We start from the raw sequence: 18,403 nt of genomic DNA, 5'->3' as shown, positions 1-18,403 counted from the left end.
GATGTTTGTGCGCTAAATTCTTAACTCTGTGTTGAGTAAAGTCAATGTTTCTCATTGGATGTGTGCACTCAATTGTGTTTTTAGTGCGAATTAAGTTAAAAATATGTTCTATGTAACAAAAATTGTTACAGTTATTGTATTAGAATGTTGCAAGCCATATATTGGCAAGGAGTTTTTTTGGTTGAAACCCAGATGCTTAAAGGGAATTGAGCAGAGTTACCCTCTATTGATTTATACCTTTATTAGTTTTAACAATTTTCGATAACTGAATCACTAGTTTATGCTTTTTATGTTACTTAATTGTTAAAAATAGTCGTTTGGTAACCAAAGCTTCATCTATAACTATAAATGCTCTATAGAGCTGAGTGAGCAAGCCCGTGAAAGAAAGAAAGTCAAGACCTGTTAATCTCGATTTGCAGACCGTCCACTTTCCTATTACAGCTATCGCATCGATCCTCCACAGAGTGTCAGGTGTGATTATGTTCGTTGCAATAGGGATATTGTTATGGTTGTTATCGATTTCACTATCTTCTCCAGAAGGTTTTCAATCTGCTGTGAATATTGTCGATAGTTTTTTCGTTAAATTGATATTGTGGGGAATAGTAATAGCGTTAGCTTATCATATAGTCGGTGGTATTCGTCACCTGATTATGGACCTTGGTTACTTTGAAGACTTTGAGTCAGGTACTAAAACTGCAAAAGTTGCTTTTGGAGCAACAATTGTCTTAGCGCTTCTCGGAGGAATCTTAGTATGGTAAAGAATATTTCTTCAGTCGGTCGTAATGGGATACACGATTTTATATTAATTCGTGCCACTGCGATTATTATGACTTTATACACACTGTATTTGGTTGGCTTTTTCACCTTTTCTGGTGATATAAGTTATGCAGATTGGACAGCCTTTTTTGGTGGCACCTTCACTAAAGTATTTACAATGCTTGCACTGTCTTGTGTATTGATACACGGATGGATTGGTTTGTGGCAAGTACTTACTGACTATATCAAATGTGCAAAACTTCGCGGTTTATTGCAACTGCTTGTTATTGTTGTGCTTTTGGGATACTTTTTCTCTGGCTTATTTGTTTTGTGGGGTGCTTAAGTGACTATTCCAGTTCGTGAATTCGATGCCGTTGTTATTGGTGCTGGTGGCGCAGGCATGCGTGCAGCACTGCAAGTTTCTGAGCAAGGCCTTTCATGTGCCTTGTTATCTAAAGTATTCCCAACTCGTTCTCACACAGTTTCAGCTCAAGGCGGTATAACTGTTGCCTTAGGTAACGCGCATGAGGATCATTGGGAGCAACATATGTACGATACGGTCAAAGGTTCCGATTATATCGGTGACCAAGATGCGATTGAGTATATGTGTAAAAATGGACCTGAATCTGTTATTGAATTAGAAAAAATGGGATTACCTTTTTCGCGTTTTGATAATGGTACCATTTATCAACGTCCTTTCGGTGGGCAGTCAAAGAACTTTGGTGGTGAGCAAGCAGCCCGTACAGCAGCTGCTGCAGACCGCACAGGTCATGCGCTGTTACACACTCTTTATCAACAAAACATTAAGCATAAAACGACGATCTTCTCAGAATGGTATGCGCTTGATCTTGTTAAAAATGAAGATGGAGCAATACTGGGAACAACAGCTTTATGCATGGAGACGGGCGAAGTTTGCTACTTCAAATCGAAGGCGACTATTCTAGCGACAGGCGGAGCAGGCCGTATTTATGCTTCAACAACCAACGCTCATATTAATACCGGTGATGGTGTTGGCATGGCTATTCGTGCTGGCGTTCCTATGCAAGACATTGAAATGTGGCAGTTCCACCCAACTGGTATTGCTGGTGCTGGTGTTCTGGTAACAGAAGGTTGTCGTGGAGAAGGTGGTTACCTTCTTAATAAAGATGGCGAACGTTTCATGGAGCGTTATGCGCCAAACGCGAAAGACTTAGCTGGCCGTGATGTTGTTGCTCGTTCAATGATGATTGAAATTCGAGAAGGTCGTGGTTGCGATGGTCCATGGGGGCCGCACATAAAACTTAAGCTTGATCACTTAGGTCAGGAAGTTCTTGAGTCTCGCCTTCCTGGTATTTGTGAATTGTCGCGAACTTTTGCTCACGTTGATCCTGTTAAAGAACCAATCCCTGTAATTCCAACTTGTCACTATATGATGGGCGGAGTGCCAACTCAGGTTTCTGGTCAGGCAATCAAGCAAGATGCTAATGGTCAAGATGTTGATGTTCATGGTTTATATGCTTGTGGTGAAATTGCATCAGTATCGGTGCACGGCGCAAACCGTTTAGGTGGTAACTCTCTACTTGATTTAGTTGTATTTGGTCGAGCGACGGGACTACACTTAGGTGAAACGTTGAAGAAGCAAGCTGACGCTAAGCCCGCGACTGAAGATGATATTCAACGTTCGTTAGAACGTTATAATCGTTGGGAAAACAGTACAGACGGTGAAGACCCAACTGAAATTCGAAAAGACTTACAGCAATGTATGCAGAATAATTTCTCCGTATTCCGTGAAGGTGATGCGATGGAAAAAGGTTTGGCTGAGCTGAAAGTTATTCGTGAGCGTTTGAAAAATGCGCATTTATCGGATAAGTCGACGGAGTTTAATACTCAACGTATTGAATGCCTTGAGTTAGAAAACCTTATGGAAACAGCGTATGCGACAGCCGTTGCTGCAAACTTCCGAACTGAAAGTCGAGGAGCACATGCTCGCTTTGATTTCCCAGACCGTGATGATGCTCAGTGGTTATGCCACTCTATTTACAACCCTGAGACTGAAAGTATGTCTAAGCGAAGTGTAAATATGGAACCTGTGCATCGTGAAGCATTCCCACCTAAAGCTCGTACGTACTAAGGAGAGGACCTGATTATGAAAATGAATTTCTCTTTGTACCGATATAATCCTGATGTGGACCAAAAACCATACATGAAGGATTATGTGCTTGAGGTAGAAGAAGGCTCAGACATGATGTTACTTGATGCTTTAATCCTCTTAAAAGAGCAGGATTCATCAATTTCATTTAGACGCTCGTGCCGTGAAGGAGTCTGTGGCTCTGATGGTTTGAACATGAATGGTAAAAATGGATTGGCTTGTATTACACCATTGTCAGAATTAAGTGGTGACAAGATTGTAATTCGTCCGTTGCCAGGTCTACCTGTAATTCGTGACTTGATCGTCGATATGAAACAATTTTACGACAATTATGCCAAAGTGAAGCCATACTTAATTGCGGATGAAGAATTACCTCCTTCTCGTGAAAATTTACAGTCACCAGAAGAGCGTGAACATCTTGATGGGTTATATGATTGTATTATGTGTGCGTGTTGCACAACATCATGTCCTTCATTTTGGTGGAATCCCGATAAATTTATTGGCCCTGCAGGGTTATTAGCTGCTTACCGATGGTTGATTGATAGCCGAGATACGGCAACAGATGAACGACTATCTGATCTTGATGATGCATTTAGCGTTTTCCGTTGTCATGGCATCATGAACTGTGTAAGTGTTTGTCCTAAAGGGTTAAATCCAACGAAAGCGATTGGTCATATTAAAACTATGCTGATCAACCGTTCGATTTAGACAATTTGCAGGCCTTTAGGCCTGCTTTTTTTGAACAGATAGCGCGGCATCTAATTTAGGTAGTCGCAACGTGTTAAAACTACTAGTAAAGGGAATATATGCACAACGGCGTGATGAAGGCATGGCTCGAGTCTTCACACTTGGCTGGCGCCAATGCAACGTATGTAGAAGATATATACGAACTCTATTTAAGTGATCCCGATCTGGTAAGTGAGGAGTGGAAACGTGTATTTGAGGGGCTTTCAGCTCCTGATAATGTAGCTGATCAGCCGCATTCACGTGTCCGTGACTACTTCCGTCGACTCGCGCAAGAGACAAAGCATTACAATGTCCAAGTTAGTGATCCCGATGTCGATGCAAAACAAGTAAGAGTATTACAGCTGATTAACGCATACCGTTTCCGCGGTCATGAGGCAGCGAAGCTTGATCCTCTTGAGGTTTGGCAACGTGCCCCAGTGGCAGAGTTAGCTCCAGAATTTCATAATCTTAATGAAAAAGATATGCAGGATTCATTTAACGTTGGTTCACTTGCCATAGGCAAAGAAACCATGCTGTTAAGTGATATTTATGAATCTCTTAATAAGATATATTGTGGTTCTGTCGGTGCAGAGTATATGCACATGACCGACACAGAACAAAAACGTTGGATTCAACAACGTTTAGAATCTGTTGTTGGCCAACCATCTTTCACTCAGGAAGAGAAAGTTACTTTTCTTGATGAACTTACCGCAGCCGAAGGGTTAGAGCGCTACTTAGGCGCTAAATTCCCAGGTGCAAAACGTTTCTCTCTCGAAGGTGGTGATGCTCTCATTCCCATGACAAAAGAGTTGATCCGTCAAGCGGGTTCACAAGGGATGAGAGAAGTTGTTGTTGGTATGGCACACCGTGGCCGCCTGAACATGTTAGTCAACGTGTTAGGTAAGCGACCTCAAGACCTGTTTGATGAATTCGCTGGAAAACACGATGAATCATGGGGAACCGGTGATGTTAAATACCACCAAGGCTTCTCGGCAGACTTCGCGACTTCGGGTGGCGATGTTCATTTAGTGTTAGCGTTTAACCCATCACATTTGGAAATTGTTAACCCGGTTGTTATGGGTTCGGTTCGTGCTCGTCAAGATCGACTAGATGATAAAGATGGAAGCAAAGTGCTCCCTATTACCGTTCATGGTGATTCAGCTATCGCTGGTCAGGGAGTAGTAGCAGAAACCTTTAACATGTCTCAGGCTCGTGGGTATAAGGTTGGCGGTACAGTTCGAATTGTTGTGAATAACCAAGTCGGTTTTACCACATCTAATCCGAGAGATACTCGCTCGACTATGTACTGTACTGATATTGCGAAAATGGTCCAAGCACCTATTTTTCATGTCAATGCTGATGATCCAGAAGCGGTTGCATTCGTCACTCGAATAGCACTTGATTATCGTAATACGTTCAAAGCTGATGTTGTTATTGATTTGGTTTGTTACCGCCGCCATGGACATAACGAAGCGGATGAGCCGAGTGCGACTCAGCCTTTGATGTATAAAAAAATCAAAAAACATCCTACTCCGAGAAAACTCTACGCAGATGTGCTAATTGAACGCAATGATGTTGACACCGATACGGCGACTCAATTAGTCAACGAATATCGAGATGCACTTGATCAAGGTGAAGTGGTCGTTAAAGAATGGCGTCCAATGACAATGCACTCTGTTGATTGGTCACCTTACTTATCCCATGACTGGGATGAAGCATGGAATGACAAGGTTCCTGAAGAGCGCTTTTTAGAGCTTGGAAAGAAAGTGACAGAGTTCCCTGAAAGCCATAAATTACAAAGTCGAGTACAAAAAGCGTACAACGACCGTATTCTTATGGTGAAAGGTGAAAAACAGGTCGATTGGGGTATGGCTGAAATTATGGCATACGGCACGTTACTTGATGACGGTCATCGTATCCGCATATCTGGTCAAGATTCAGGCCGTGGTACGTTCTTCCATCGTCATTCTGTATTGCATAATCAAGCTGACGCGAGTACCTATATTCCTCTTCGCAATCTTCATGCGAATCAAGGGCCATTTCAAGTTATTGATTCGGTTCTTTCTGAAGAAGCGGTACTTGCTTTTGAGTATGGATATGCAACGGCTGAACCAAGTGGGTTAACTATTTGGGAAGCGCAATTTGGTGATTTTGCAAATGGTGCTCAAGTTGTTATCGACCAGTTTATTTCATCAGGTGAGCAAAAGTGGGGACGTTTATGTGGTCTGACTATGTTGCTTCCACATGGATATGAAGGTCAAGGTCCTGAGCACTCTTCTGCGCGTTTAGAGCGCTATCTTCAGATGTGTGCAGAGCAGAATATGCAAGTTGTCGTGCCTTCGACTCCTGCTCAGGTCTACCACATGATACGTCGACAAGTTGTACGCCCGATGCGTCGTCCATTAATAGTTATGTCGCCTAAATCGTTACTACGCCATCCACTTTGTGTTTCATCGTTAGATGATTTAATGAATGGTACGTTCCAAGCCGCTATCCCTGAAGTTGATACTTTAGAGCCTAGCGAGGTGAAACGGGTCGTATTCTGCTCAGGTAAAATCTATTACGATTTGCTTGAACAGCGTCGTAACAATGAACAGACCGATGTTGCTATTGTGCGAATTGAGCAACTTTATCCGTTCCCGATGGAAGAAGTACAAGCCGCGATCGCTCCGTATGTCAATGTAGAGGGTTTTGTTTGGTGTCAAGAAGAGCCGCAAAACCAAGGTGCATGGTACAGCAGCCAGCATAATTTCCGCGCTGCGATTCCTGCAGGATCAGATCTTAAATATGCTGGACGGTCAGCATCTGCCTCTCCTGCGGTAGGGTATATGTCCGTACACATGAAACAACAAAAAGCATTGATTAATGATGCTTTGACGCTTGATTAAGAACTAGAAGTAAAAGGAAAATACAGATATGACAATTGAAATTCTGGTTCCAGACTTACCCGAATCAGTTGCTGATGCTACTGTTGCTACTTGGCATAAGCAGCCAGGTGAAGCTGTTGAACGTGATGAAGTATTGGTTGATATTGAAACCGATAAAGTGGTTCTTGAAGTTCCTGCACCAGAATCTGGAGTGTTGGAGTCTATTATTGAATTGGAAGGTGCAACCGTGCTTTCCAAACAATTATTGGCGAAGTTAAAACCAGGAGCTGTTGCTGGTGAGCCAACGAAAGATTCAACTGAGAAAACGGAACCATCTCCAGATAAGCGCCATAAAGCATCATTGACCGAAGAGTCTAACGATTGGCTAACGCCAGCTGTTCGTCGCTTGTTAGGTGAGCACGATATCGAGCCATCAGATGTTACCGGAAGCGGTGTAGGTGGTCGAATCACTCGTGAAGATATTGATGCTCATATTGCAGCTAAAGCCTCTGCTACAAAGGCATCGGGAAGTGAAGCTCCAGCAATAGAAGTACCAGCAGCGGCACGCAGTCAGAAGCGCGTTCCAATGACTCGTTTGCGCAAGACGGTAGCGAAGCGTTTGTTGGAAGCAAAAAATAGTACTGCAATGCTAACAACGTTTAACGAAGTGAACATGAAACCTATCATGGATCTTCGTAAACAGTATCAAGAGCAATTTGAGAAGCGTCATGATATCCGTTTAGGCTTTATGTCGTTCTACGTTAAAGCTGTGACAGAAGCCCTTAAACGTTACCCTGAAGTGAATGCTTCAATTGATGGCGATGATATCGTGTATCACAATTATTTCGACATTAGTATGGCCGTTTCTACTCCTCGCGGGTTGGTTACTCCAGTACTGAAAGATTGTGACATGCTTGGTATGGCTGATATTGAAAAAGGCATCAAAGAGCTAGCAATTAAAGGACGTGATGGAAAACTAACCGTAGATGAGTTGATGGGTGGTAACTTCACCATCACTAATGGAGGCGTATTTGGGTCACTTATGTCAACACCAATTATCAACCCGCCACAAGCGGCTATTCTTGGAATGCATAAGATTCAGGACCGCCCTATGGCAGTTAATGGCAAAGTTGAAATATTGCCAATGATGTACCTGGCTCTGTCCTATGATCACCGTTTAATCGATGGTAAAGAATCGGTTGGTTTCCTTGTAACAATTAAAGAGTTACTTGAAGACCCAGCTCGACTATTGCTTGATGTATAGAAATTACACGGTATAAGGTAATTAGCGTTTAGATATCTAGACGTCTAAAAGAAAAAGGACTAGACTTGCTCAACGTCTAGTCTTTCCAAGCCAACTGGTGATGAAAGCAGTAGTTGGCCACTCTTTATGAGTACCCTACAGATGTAAAGCTATATGCCGAAAGCATTGAGCTCTATGGAATAATAATAAACAATGGAATCTCACAATGAATTTGCATGAATATCAAGCGAAACAGCTATTTGCTGAGTTCGGATTGCCAGTACCAGAAGGCTATGCTTGTGATACAGCACAAGAAGCGTTTGAAGCGGCTGGCCGCATTAGCACCGAGAAAAAAGTAGTAAAATGTCAGGTTCACGCAGGTGGACGTGGTAAAGCGGGCGGTGTTGAACTGCACGATACTAAAGATGGCGTAAAAGCATTTGCACAAAAGTGGCTAGGTAAAAACTTAGTGACATATCAAACAGATGCAAATGGACAGCCAGTCACTAAAATTTTAGTTGAAGAAGCATCGAGTATTGCTAACGAGCTATATCTCGGCGCTGTAGTTGATCGTGCTTCTCGTCGAATCGTCTTTATGGCGTCGACAGAAGGTGGTGTTGAGATTGAAAAAGTGGCAGAAGAAACGCCAGAGCTGATTCATAAAGCAGCTATCGATCCTCTCGTCGGTCCTCAAGGTTATCAAGGTCGCGAGCTAGCATTTAAGCTCGGTTTAGAAGGCGATCAAATTAAACAATTCACCAAGATCTTTATGGGCTTGGCAAATATGTTTGCACAATACGACTTAGCGCTTCTAGAAATTAACCCATTAGTGATTACTGGTGACGGTAACCTATTGTGTCTAGATGGTAAGATTAATATTGATTCAAATGCAATGTATCGTCAGCCTAAGTTACGTGAAATGCACGATCCGTCTCAAGAAGATGAACGTGAAGCACACGCAGCTCAATGGGAACTAAATTACGTTGCTCTTGATGGCAGCATTGGTTGTATGGTGAATGGTGCCGGTCTTGCGATGGGTACTATGGATATCGTTAATCTTCATGGTGGTCAACCAGCAAACTTCTTAGATGTTGGTGGCGGTGCAACCAAAGAGCGTGTAACCGAAGCATTCAAGATCATCCTTTCTGATGATAATGTTAAAGCCGTATTAGTAAATATTTTCGGTGGAATTGTACGTTGCGACCTTATTGCCGACGGTATTATCGGTGCAGTTGAAGAGGTTGGTGTCAAAGTGCCAGTTGTCGTTCGACTTGAAGGTAATAACGCACCACTTGGCTCTAAAAAGCTAGCTGAAAGTGGATTAAACATCATTGCCGCGAACTCGCTTAAAGAAGCAGCGGAAAAAGTAGTTGCAGCTGCGGAGGGCAAATAATGTCTGTATTAATTGATAAAAATACTAAGGTAATCTGTCAAGGGTTTACCGGCGGTCAAGGTACGTTCCACTCTGAGCAGGCTATCGATTACGGTACGCAGATGGTTGGTGGTGTTTCGCCAGGAAAAGGCGGTCAGACTCATTTAGGCTTGCCAGTATTTAACACTGTTAGAGACGCTGTTGAAACAACAGGTGCAACGGCATCAGTTATTTATGTCCCAGCTCCTTTCTGTAAAGATGCGATTCTTGAAGCGATTGATGCAGGTATTAAGTTAATCGTTACTATCACAGAAGGTATTCCGACTCTCGATCTTTTAGACGTAAAAGTACGTTTGGATGAATCTGGTGTTCGTATGATTGGTCCAAACTGTCCGGGTGTTATTACGCCTGATGAATGTAAAATCGGCATTATGCCAGGTCACATTCATAAGAAAGGTAAAGTGGGAATCGTTTCTCGTTCTGGAACGCTAACTTATGAAGCAGTGAAGCAAACGACAGACGAAGGCTTTGGACAGTCGACTTGTGTTGGTATCGGTGGGGATCCTATTCCAGGTTCTAACTTCATCGATATTCTTAAGTTGTTCCAAGAAGATCCTGAAACTGAAGCAATCGTGATGATCGGTGAAATCGGTGGAACAGCGGAAGAAGAAGCTGCGGCATTCATTAAAGACAATGTCACTAAGCCAGTTGTATCTTATATCGCAGGTGTGACAGCTCCTCCAGGTAAACGTATGGGGCATGCTGGCGCGATTATCTCTGGTGGTAAAGGTACCGCTGATGACAAGTTTGCTGCACTTGAAGCTGCAGGTGTTAAAACAGTGAAAAGCCTAGCTGATATTGGTAGCGCACTACGCGAGATCACTGGTTGGTAATTTGCTCTTTATGACGTCGCTTACTTATAAGTGATAAGCTATTTACATTAAAAGTCCTCCAATTGATTGGAGGACTTTTTTATTGGAAATCGTTTTACGCAAAGCGATGAACTTGGATTAAGCTCGAACTTTAGCTAACTGACTCAAGATAAAGAATAGCGAGGCACTTACGACAACCGACGGGCCTGCCGGGGTGTCAAAACTCCAAGATAATCCCAGACCACATAAAACGGAAAGTGAGCCAATAACAGCAGCATAGATTGCCATCGTTTCCGGTGATGTGGAAATTCGACGTGCCGTTGCAGCTGGAATAATTAGTAGTGAAGTCATAATGAGAGCGCCAACAAACTTCATCCCAATTGCAATTACAGTTCCAATCATCAGCATGAGTATCATTTTCATCAATTCAACATTAACACCTTCAACACTCGCAAGTTCTTCGCTTACACTTGAGGAGAGCAACGGGTGCCATAGAAACTTTAGCAATCCAAGAACCACAAAAACACCTAGCCAAATAAAAATGAGGTCTTCAGGGGTAACTGAAAGCAAGTCACCAAACAAATATCCCATTAAGTCGATTCTAACATCGTCTAGGAAGCTAACGGCGATTAAACCAATCGAAAGGGCACTATGAGCTAGAATGCCAAGTAAGGTGTCATTAGCGAGCACAGACTGACGCTGAAAGAGCACCAATGCCGCAGATAGAATTAAACTACTGCAGATGAGTGCCGCATTAATATTAACGTCAAGTAAGAAGCCTAGCGCTAACCCCATCAAAGAAGCATGAGCAAGGGTATCGCCAAAGTAGGCCATTTTTCGCCAGACGATAAATGAGCCTAGTGGGCCTGAAAGGATAGCAATGCCAATACCCGCGAATATCGAAGGGAGTAAAAAATCAATCATGATGGTGTCCGTGGTGATGGCATCCACAAATATCAGCATCGCCGTGAACAGGTTCGCCCGATAGATCGTGATGGTGATGGTCGTGTTGGTGAGGATAAAATGCCAGACTATCTTTGGTTGTCTGACCAAAAAGTGCAATGTAGTTTGGGTGCTGGCTAATATGCTTAGGTGTACCAGAGCAGCATATATGGTGGTGTAAACAAATAACATTGTCGGTTTTTGCCATCACTAAATGAAGATCGTGAGAAACCATTAATATTGCACAATTAAAACGGACCCGAAGCGTATTGATTAACTCATATAAATCAATCTGGCCCTGTAGATCGACACCTTGAGCGGGTTCGTCCAGTACGAGAATATCCGGCCGTGTGAGAAGCGCACGGGCAAGTAAGACTCGCTGGCTTTCGCCACCAGAAAGAGTGTGCATATTACTGGTAGTGAGATGTTCAGCACCAACCAAACTTAATGCATTCATTATTTCTTGTTCGCTATATTTTCCGGCTAACCGAAGAAATCGATAAACATTTAATGGTAAGGAATCATTGAGTTTAAGTTTTTGAGGGACATATCCGAGCCGTATCTTAGGTAGTTTCGATATATTACCTGTATCGATAGCCTGTAATCCGAGAATAACGCGTACTAAAGTTGACTTTCCCGCTCCATTTGGACCGATCAAGGTGGTTATTTTTCCTCGTTCAAGGGCGAAAGAAACATTATCAAGCACCCGTCGTGTTCCAAAATAAACACAAATGCTATCCAGTTCGATTAGTGGTGACATGAATGGAACTCATTTACAATTGTTAATGTTATAATGTAACATTCGGCACTTATTTAGGCTAGCATTCAGGAGTAAGATATTGTGGTAAAAATTCGCGTAATTACAGCGGTTGTTGCTTTATTGTTGGCGATGCCATCATGGGCGATTACGGTACTTAGTAGTATTAAGCCCATTCAGATGATTACTCATGAACTCACTCTAGGAGTCGCTGATTCAGAAGTTCTACTTGATAACAATACGTCTCCTCATGATTATGCGTTGCGTCCATCGGATATAAAGAAAATTCATTCAGCGGATTTAATTGTTTGGTTTGGAAGTGGATTAGAACCCTTTATGGATAAAATCCTAGAAAGTGTTGATGAAAAGAGTGTTTTAACAGTCAGTCAGCTTGGTCACGTCGGTTTATCCCAATATGGTGATGATCATGAAGATGATGGGCATAATCATGGAACATTGGATCCGCATTTTTGGTTAGGAAAAAAAGCTACATTGGGCACCGCCCAAGCCATTGTGGACAAGTTGATCATTTTAGATGGCCAAAATGCTGAGCAATATCGCAGCAATCTACAGCGCTTTAATAACGCGATAGAAGCGTTGGCCCAGACTATAAATACACAATTGTCACCATTTAATCAGTTACCGTACTATGTTTTTCACGATGCTTATGGATACTTTGAGCGAGATTATCAACTTCGTAAACTTGGGCATTTTACTGTATCTCCAGAAAGAAAACCGGGTGCTAAGACTCTGGTGAACATTAAGCGAACGTTATCAGAGACAAAAGGGGTTTGTGTTTTCTCAGAGCCTCAATTCTCGCCAGCAGTGATCAATACCGTTATGCGTGGTACATCAGCTAAGCTCGGAACATTAGACCCATTAGGGAGCGATGTAGATGTTGCAGATGGTAGCTACTTTGAACTATTAAAACAGTTGGCCGATGAGTTTGAGCGTTGTTTTGCTGTAGAGCAGTAAATGCTATTAGTAAGAAGAAAAACTTACGTGGTATAGCGGGGGAGGCTATACCACGGGCGAAAACCGCCAATATCGAATTCCTTTAAAATGATAGTAATCAGTTTATTGGGCTTCGTGTCGTGAGAACTTATCCCAACGACCAAAAATATAAGTAGACAGGCTAATCTCAAGAATATGTCTACACGCTAACGCATATAGACGTAATTAAGATAAGCCATTTAAATATAGCACCGTATATTGGGTTTATCTGTCTTATTTTCGATACATTTGAAGGTTTTTTATTTTCTTCATCGTGGTAGTTGGAATTTACGTAACCTTTTAGTAGCGCAGTTTTAGCCAACGTTGATTTATCTCAAATTGAATTTCACATTTTCAGTTATCATTCAATTAGTAATAATAATTCTTCTCATTTGGGTTTTTTAAGGTGTAGTTTATGAAGTTGAGTGAACTAAGAGAAGGACAGTGTGCAGATATACTGGCATTTGTTAATTTAGACAGTGAAGCGCGCAAACGCTTGATGGTCATGGGTTTGCTTCCCAACACTTCCGTAACTTTAGTACGCCGAGCCCCAATGGGAGATCCACTACAAGTTATGGTCAGAGGAGTTTCTCTTGCTGTACGAGAAAAAATAGCCTCGTCTATTGAGGTGGAGTTAATTCAATGAAGTACCATATTCTCACCGTAGGTAACCCTAATAGTGGTAAAACAACACTTTTCAATGGATTGACTGGCTCAAAACAGCAAGTGGGTAATTGGGCTGGAGTGACTGTCGAAAAGAAGACGGGCTATTATACTCATACTGGTGATGAATTTTTACTGACAGATTTACCCGGAATTTATGCGTTAGACAGTGGTAACGATAGCAATAGTGTTGATGAATCTATCGCTTCACGTGCCGTACTGACTCATCCCGCAGATTTGATTATTAACGTTGTTGATGTGACTTGCCTAGAGCGCAGTTTATATATGACGTTGCAGCTTCGTGAATTAGGACGCCCTATGGTGGTGGTTCTAAATAAAATGGATGCACTCAAGCGAGTTCGCCAAACGCTTGATATTGGTCTACTAGAGAAGTTTTTAGGTTGTCCGGTTTTAGATTTATCAGCACACGATAAAAACCAAGTCACTAAATTTAAAGAAAAATCACATAAGCATCTAGTCCAAGGTATTGTTTTAAAAGAACTACCTTTAAACTATGAACCACAGTTTGAAGCTGCTATAGACTCTCTTTCCCCTCTTTTTGAGCAGCAGCAAAATGTGACTACGCGAGCTCTTGCGATTCGAGCACTTGAAAATGATCGATTAATCATAAACCAACTAGATGACGTTGGGCGCTTGAAAGTTAAGAAAGAACAAGATGCCTGTAATATTGATATCGACCTGCATGTTGCTGATACCAAATATACGTACCTACATCAGCAGTGTGTTAGCGTTCGTCGTACTCAAGGAAAATTAAGTAATAGTGTGACAGAAAAACTCGATCAATTTGTACTCAACAAGTGGATTGGCGTGCCGTTTTTCTTCTTTGTCATGTACGTTATGTTTATGTTCTCGATAAACATTGGCAGTGCTTTTATCGATTTTTTCGACATCGCCATTGGAGCATTATTGGTTGATGGGGCTCATCATGTATTGGATGCGCATTTGCCTGTTTGGTTGGTTACAGTGCTCGCTGATGGGATAGGTGGCGGTATTCAAACCGTTGCGACTTTCATTCCGGTAATCGCTTGTCTTTATCTGTTTATGACTATCCTAGAAAGTTCTGGCTATATGTCTCGTGCGGCATTTGTGCTTGATAAAGTAATGCAACGTATTGGTTTACCGGGTAAAGCGTTCGTCCCACTCATTTTAGGGTTTGGCTGTACAGTTCCTGCAATTATGGCAACTCGTACTTTGGATCAAGAACGTGAGCGTAAACTGGCTGCTTCGATGGCGCCGTTTATGTCGTGTGGTGCTCGCTTACCTGTCTATGCCCTATTTGCAGCCGCATTTTTTCCTAGCAATGGTCAGAATATTGTTTTTGCCTTATATCTGTTGGGTGTCGGTGCGGCAGTGTTTACGGGTATCGTACTAAAGCGAACACTATACCCTGGTTCAAGTGATTCATTTGTTATGGAGTTGCCGGATTACGAATTACCAACGCTTCAAAATGTCGTGATTAAAACTTGGCAAAAACTAAATCGCTTTATATGGGGTGCAGGGAAAACTATCGTTGTTGTAGTGACGATCCTTAGTTTGCTTAACTCCGTTGGATCTGATGGAACGTTTGGTAATGAAGGGACCCAAAAGTCAGTATTATCTCAAGCAGCTCAAACGGTTACGCCTTTATTCTCGCCAATGGGTGTCGAAAAAGATAATTGGCCAGCAACGGTGGGTATCATTACAGGGATTTTTGCTAAAGAAGCCGTAGTTGGGACGTTAAACACGCTGTACACCGATGCAAGTGAAGATGCAGGTGAATTCAATTTAACAGAGAGTATTAAAGCGGCGTTTATCTCGATTCCGGAAAACTTGACGGGATTAAGTTTTAGTGACCCATTTGGTATCGAAGTGGGTGATCTCTCAGACTCTGAAGCGGTTGCACAAGAGCAAGAAGTGAACGTCTCAATTTTCGCGAATATTCAGGATCAATTTGTTACTGGCGGCGCAGCATTTTCGTATTTGATCTTTATTTTGTTATATACGCCATGTGTGGCTGCGATGGGAGCTTATGTTCGTGAATTTGGAGCTAAGTTTGCTCGCTTCATTGGAATCTGGACATCAGGACTTGGCTATCTATCTGCAACACTTTTTTATCAAGCAACCAATTTAACATCACATCCACAGCAAAGTCTGATGTGGATTGTTGGCATCGGGGTATCGTTAATGATTGTCTACCGTTGGCTGACCGTTCACGGTAATAAATTACGTCAGATAGAGGCACAATTATTATGATATTGCAGGAGTTGCGAAGTTACATTGAACAGCGTGGTTCAGTGACTCGTCTCCAACTCGCTAAGCAGTTTAAAATGAGCGAAGACGGTGTCGACGCAATGCTATCGGTATGGTTAAAAAAGGGCGTTATTTCGCGAACTGTTGATACTAATTCGGATGGTTATGTTATGAGGGTTCGTTATCGGATTCATCAACCTGACTCACTATCACTGAATGTGATTATGTAATTGAAAAAGGCCGCAATTGAAGTGCGGCCTTTTGTTTGTTCTTTAATTAACTCGATATCTACATTCTTTCTAAGGTTTCAATCCCAAGTAGAGAAAGGCCTTGTTTGATAGTTTTCGCAGTGAGAGCAGAGAGTTTTAAACGACTCTCTTTAATGGATTGATCAGAAGCGTTTAGAACAGGACAGGCTTCATAGAAACTTGAAAATTGACCTGCAAGCTCGAATAGATAGTTACACATAATATGTGGTTGACCTTCACGAGCGACACTTTGAACCGCTTCTTCAAATTGGAGAAGCTTAGCAATGAGCGCTTTTTCTTTCTCTTCACTAACTTGAATATTGCCAGCCAGGTTATCCATTTCGATGGATGCTTTTTGGAAAATAGATGCGACGCGTGTATAAGCATATTGCATGTACGGAGCAGTATTGCCTTCAAACGCAAGCATGTTATCCCAGTCAAATACATAATCTGTGGTACGGTGCTTTGATAAGTCAGAATATTTAACCGCAGCCATTGCAACAGTATTGGCGATATTTGCTTTTTCAGCTGTTGTAAGATCTGGGTTTTTCGCTTCGATTAACGCATTTGCGCGTTCTTCTGCTTCATCCAGTAAATCGGCTAAACGTACTGTGCCACCCGCGCGGGTTTTAAATGGACGACCATCTTTACCCAGCATCATGCCGAAAGCGTGGTGTTCTAGCGAGACACTTTCTGGAATATAGCCAGCTTTGCGTACGATAGTCCATGCTTGCATCAAATGCTGATGTTGGCGTGAGTCGATAAAGTAGAGTACGCGATCTGCACCAAGTGTTTCATAACGGTATTTAGCACATGCGATATCGGTTGTTGTGTATAGGAAGCCACCGTCACGTTTTTGTACGATAACACCCATAGGATCGCCGTCTTTATTCTTGTACTCATCTAAGAATACAACTTGAGCACCATCATCTTCTGTCGCTAAACCCTGTGCTTTCAGATCAGATACGATGCTTGGTAGCATGTCGTTATACATGCTTTCGCCCATCACATCATCGCGAGATAGTGAGACATTTAAGCGATCATAGTTACCTTGGTTTTGCGTCATGGTAATATCGACGAGTTTTTTCCACATCTCTGCACAAGCAGGATCGCCGCTTTGCAGTTTAACAACATAGTTTCGAGCTTTTAGTGCGAATTCCTCATCTTCATCGTAGAGCTTTTTCGATTCACGATAAAACCCTTCTAAGTCAGAAAGCTCCATAGACACTTCACCAGAAGCTTGCTGGACACGCTCTAAGTTGGCGATGAGCATCCCAAACTGAGTTCCCCAGTCACCAATGTGGTTCGCACGGATAACTTTATGACCTAGAAACTCTAAGGTACGAACGACTGCGTCCCCAATGATGGTTGAGCGTAAGTGGCCCACGTGCATCTCTTTAGCAACGTTAGGCGCAGAGTAGTCTGCAACAATCGTTAATGGTGCATCTTTCGCTACACCGATCCGAGAGTCGGCCAGAGCAATTTCAGCTTGTTTAGCGAGAAACTCTTCACTAAGAAAGATATTGATGAAACCAGGGCCTGCTATTTCAGTTTTACTTGCAATGCTGTCAAGATCGAGAACATCTAACACTTTTTGAGCGAATTCACGTGGATTCATTTTCAGCTTTTTCGCTACACCCATAACACCATTCGCTTGGTAATCACCAAACTGTGGTTTTGCAGATTGACGTACGGCTGCTGGGCTACCTGCTGGTGCGCCCGCCGCTTCTAGGGCTTGTGATACTTTATCGTTTATGAGTGCTTGGATATTCACACGTTTGTCCTTCGATTTAACGAAATGTTAGGAGACATATTGGACTCACCAGATTGGGTGACTTATATCTCGATCTTGTTCAAAAATTGGCGCACATAATAGCAATTTTATTCGATATCTTATAGAGCGGAGTTAAGGAATTTTCTACTTTTCCTATCTGGCTGTTACTATGCTGTCGTTTCTTACCAATAAGGATGATCTAGATGACACACCATGAACCCAATTTTGAGTTTTCACCTGTGATGATGATTGATGGTATCTCTTTGTTTTCAAATAAAATTGATAGTTTTATGAAGATCCTTGGGTTGGATGTGGCGTCATTGAACATGGATCATGTTGCAATGAGGATCAATCAACACTGCGAAGCACAAAGAGCCGAGAGTGAATGGGCCAAAATGGGAGAGGTTATTTCTAGAGCTGAAATCAATGGACGTCCGATCGTCGTTGTTGAATTAAACCAGCCTATCGTTGTCGGTAAATGGCAAACCGATTGTGTAGAACTTCCTTACCCAGCAAAGGGGAAAACATACCCAATTCAGGGGTGGGAACATGTGGAATTTGTGATTCCCTGCCGCGTGGATTCAATGGATGAATTTGTTACTTTTATTCGCCATCAATTCCCTCATTTGAATCGTTGTTGGGATGACTTTTCTGAACTGGGAGTGAGTGTCAAAATGTCAGAACCAAAAGCAAGCGGTGAACGATTGCCAAACCCAACAATTGCATTTAAGTGGAGTGGGGTAACGATTAAACTTCATCCTCATGCGTTAAAAACGGTGATCTTGTCGGAACAATCACCGTTATTTACGTAA

At 42.4% G+C, this 18,403-nt stretch carries 16 protein-coding genes; 13 read left to right on the top strand and 3 right to left on the bottom strand.

The features are described 5' to 3' along the window. The first annotated feature begins 365 nt into the window (after nt 1–365). The 8 genes from sdhC to sucD all read left to right on the top strand — a co-directional run bounded on the left by sdhC (nt 366) and on the right by sucD (nt 9,985). Nucleotides 366–758 carry a succinate dehydrogenase cytochrome b556 subunit gene (sdhC, locus tag ACXJY6_RS05615; RefSeq protein WP_456050873.1) on the top strand — a complete coding sequence of 131 codons (393 nt, stop codon included), beginning with the start codon at nt 366–368 and terminating at the stop codon, nt 756–758. Further along, a complete protein-coding gene (sdhD, locus tag ACXJY6_RS05610) occupies nt 752–1,099 on the top strand; it encodes a succinate dehydrogenase, hydrophobic membrane anchor protein (protein WP_458767662.1) in 348 nt (115 codons plus the stop codon). The genes sdhC and sdhD overlap by 7 nt, the downstream gene beginning before the upstream one ends. Beyond that, a complete protein-coding gene (sdhA, locus tag ACXJY6_RS05605) occupies nt 1,100–2,866 on the top strand; it encodes a succinate dehydrogenase flavoprotein subunit (RefSeq protein ID WP_458767661.1) in 1,767 nt (588 codons plus the stop codon). Nucleotides 2,867–2,881: 15 nt separating this feature from the next. After that, on the top strand, nt 2,882–3,592 hold the full coding sequence (locus tag ACXJY6_RS05600) for a succinate dehydrogenase iron-sulfur subunit (protein WP_458767660.1): 711 nt from the start codon (nt 2,882–2,884) through the stop codon (nt 3,590–3,592). Between the two features lie 98 nt (nt 3,593–3,690). After that, the gene (gene sucA, locus ACXJY6_RS05595; protein ID WP_456050877.1) at nt 3,691–6,498 is read left to right on the top strand and encodes a 2-oxoglutarate dehydrogenase E1 component; all 2,808 of its coding nucleotides are present in this window, start codon (nt 3,691–3,693) and stop codon (nt 6,496–6,498) included. A gap of 28 nt (nt 6,499–6,526) precedes the next feature. Further along, complete coding sequence (gene odhB / locus ACXJY6_RS05590) at nt 6,527–7,741, top strand: 2-oxoglutarate dehydrogenase complex dihydrolipoyllysine-residue succinyltransferase (RefSeq protein ID WP_456050878.1); 1,215 nt, start codon at nt 6,527–6,529, stop codon at nt 7,739–7,741. 205 nt (nt 7,742–7,946) lie between these two features. Further along, a complete protein-coding gene (gene sucC, locus ACXJY6_RS05585; protein ID WP_456050879.1) occupies nt 7,947–9,113 on the top strand; it encodes an ADP-forming succinate--CoA ligase subunit beta in 1,167 nt (388 codons plus the stop codon). After that, complete coding sequence (gene sucD / locus ACXJY6_RS05580; protein WP_456050880.1) at nt 9,113–9,985, top strand: succinate--CoA ligase subunit alpha; 873 nt, start codon at nt 9,113–9,115, stop codon at nt 9,983–9,985. The genes sucC and sucD overlap by 1 nt, the downstream gene beginning before the upstream one ends. A gap of 117 nt (nt 9,986–10,102) precedes the next feature. Here sucD and znuB read toward each other — a convergent pair whose 3' ends face one another. Beyond that, nucleotides 10,103–10,888, bottom strand: a complete 786-nt coding sequence (gene znuB, locus ACXJY6_RS05575) for a zinc ABC transporter permease subunit ZnuB (RefSeq protein ID WP_458767659.1) — start codon at nt 10,886–10,888, stop codon at nt 10,103–10,105. Next, nucleotides 10,881–11,666, bottom strand: a complete 786-nt coding sequence (gene znuC, locus ACXJY6_RS05570; protein ID WP_458767658.1) for a zinc ABC transporter ATP-binding protein ZnuC — start codon at nt 11,664–11,666, stop codon at nt 10,881–10,883. The genes znuB and znuC overlap by 8 nt, the downstream gene beginning before the upstream one ends. 129 nt (nt 11,667–11,795) lie before the next feature. On the opposite strand from znuC, the gene ACXJY6_RS05565 reads away from it, so the two are divergent. The 4 genes from ACXJY6_RS05565 to ACXJY6_RS05550 all read left to right on the top strand — a co-directional run bounded on the left by ACXJY6_RS05565 (nt 11,796) and on the right by ACXJY6_RS05550 (nt 15,799). After that, on the top strand, nt 11,796–12,638 hold the full coding sequence (locus ACXJY6_RS05565) for a zinc ABC transporter substrate-binding protein (RefSeq protein WP_458767707.1): 843 nt from the start codon (nt 11,796–11,798) through the stop codon (nt 12,636–12,638). A 433-nt stretch (nt 12,639–13,071) separates the two neighbouring features. Next, a complete protein-coding gene (locus ACXJY6_RS05560) occupies nt 13,072–13,302 on the top strand; it encodes a FeoA family protein (protein WP_456050883.1) in 231 nt (76 codons plus the stop codon). Next, nucleotides 13,299–15,572, top strand: coding sequence for a Fe(2+) transporter permease subunit FeoB (gene feoB / locus ACXJY6_RS05555; RefSeq protein ID WP_458767657.1), 2,274 nt, complete (start codon nt 13,299–13,301; stop codon nt 15,570–15,572). The genes ACXJY6_RS05560 and feoB overlap by 4 nt, the downstream gene beginning before the upstream one ends. After that, entirely contained in the window at nt 15,569–15,799 is a 231-nt protein-coding gene (locus ACXJY6_RS05550) for a FeoC-like transcriptional regulator (protein WP_458767656.1), read from the top strand. Before feoB ends, ACXJY6_RS05550 begins: the two co-directional genes overlap by 4 nt. Before the next feature lie 58 nt (nt 15,800–15,857). Here ACXJY6_RS05550 and argS read toward each other — a convergent pair whose 3' ends face one another. After that, nucleotides 15,858–17,591, bottom strand: coding sequence for an arginine--tRNA ligase (gene argS / locus ACXJY6_RS05545; protein ID WP_458767655.1), 1,734 nt, complete (start codon nt 17,589–17,591; stop codon nt 15,858–15,860). Nucleotides 17,592–17,794: 203 nt separating this feature from the next. Here argS and ACXJY6_RS05540 point away from each other — a divergent pair, with 203 nt between their 5' ends. Beyond that, the gene (locus ACXJY6_RS05540) at nt 17,795–18,403 is read left to right on the top strand and encodes a VOC family protein (RefSeq protein ID WP_458767654.1); all 609 of its coding nucleotides are present in this window, start codon (nt 17,795–17,797) and stop codon (nt 18,401–18,403) included.

It is taken from the genome of Vibrio phycocola (assembly GCF_054404255.1).
Note: the sequence above shows the minus strand (reverse complement) of the source record. Positions and strands in the feature narration are given on the sequence as shown.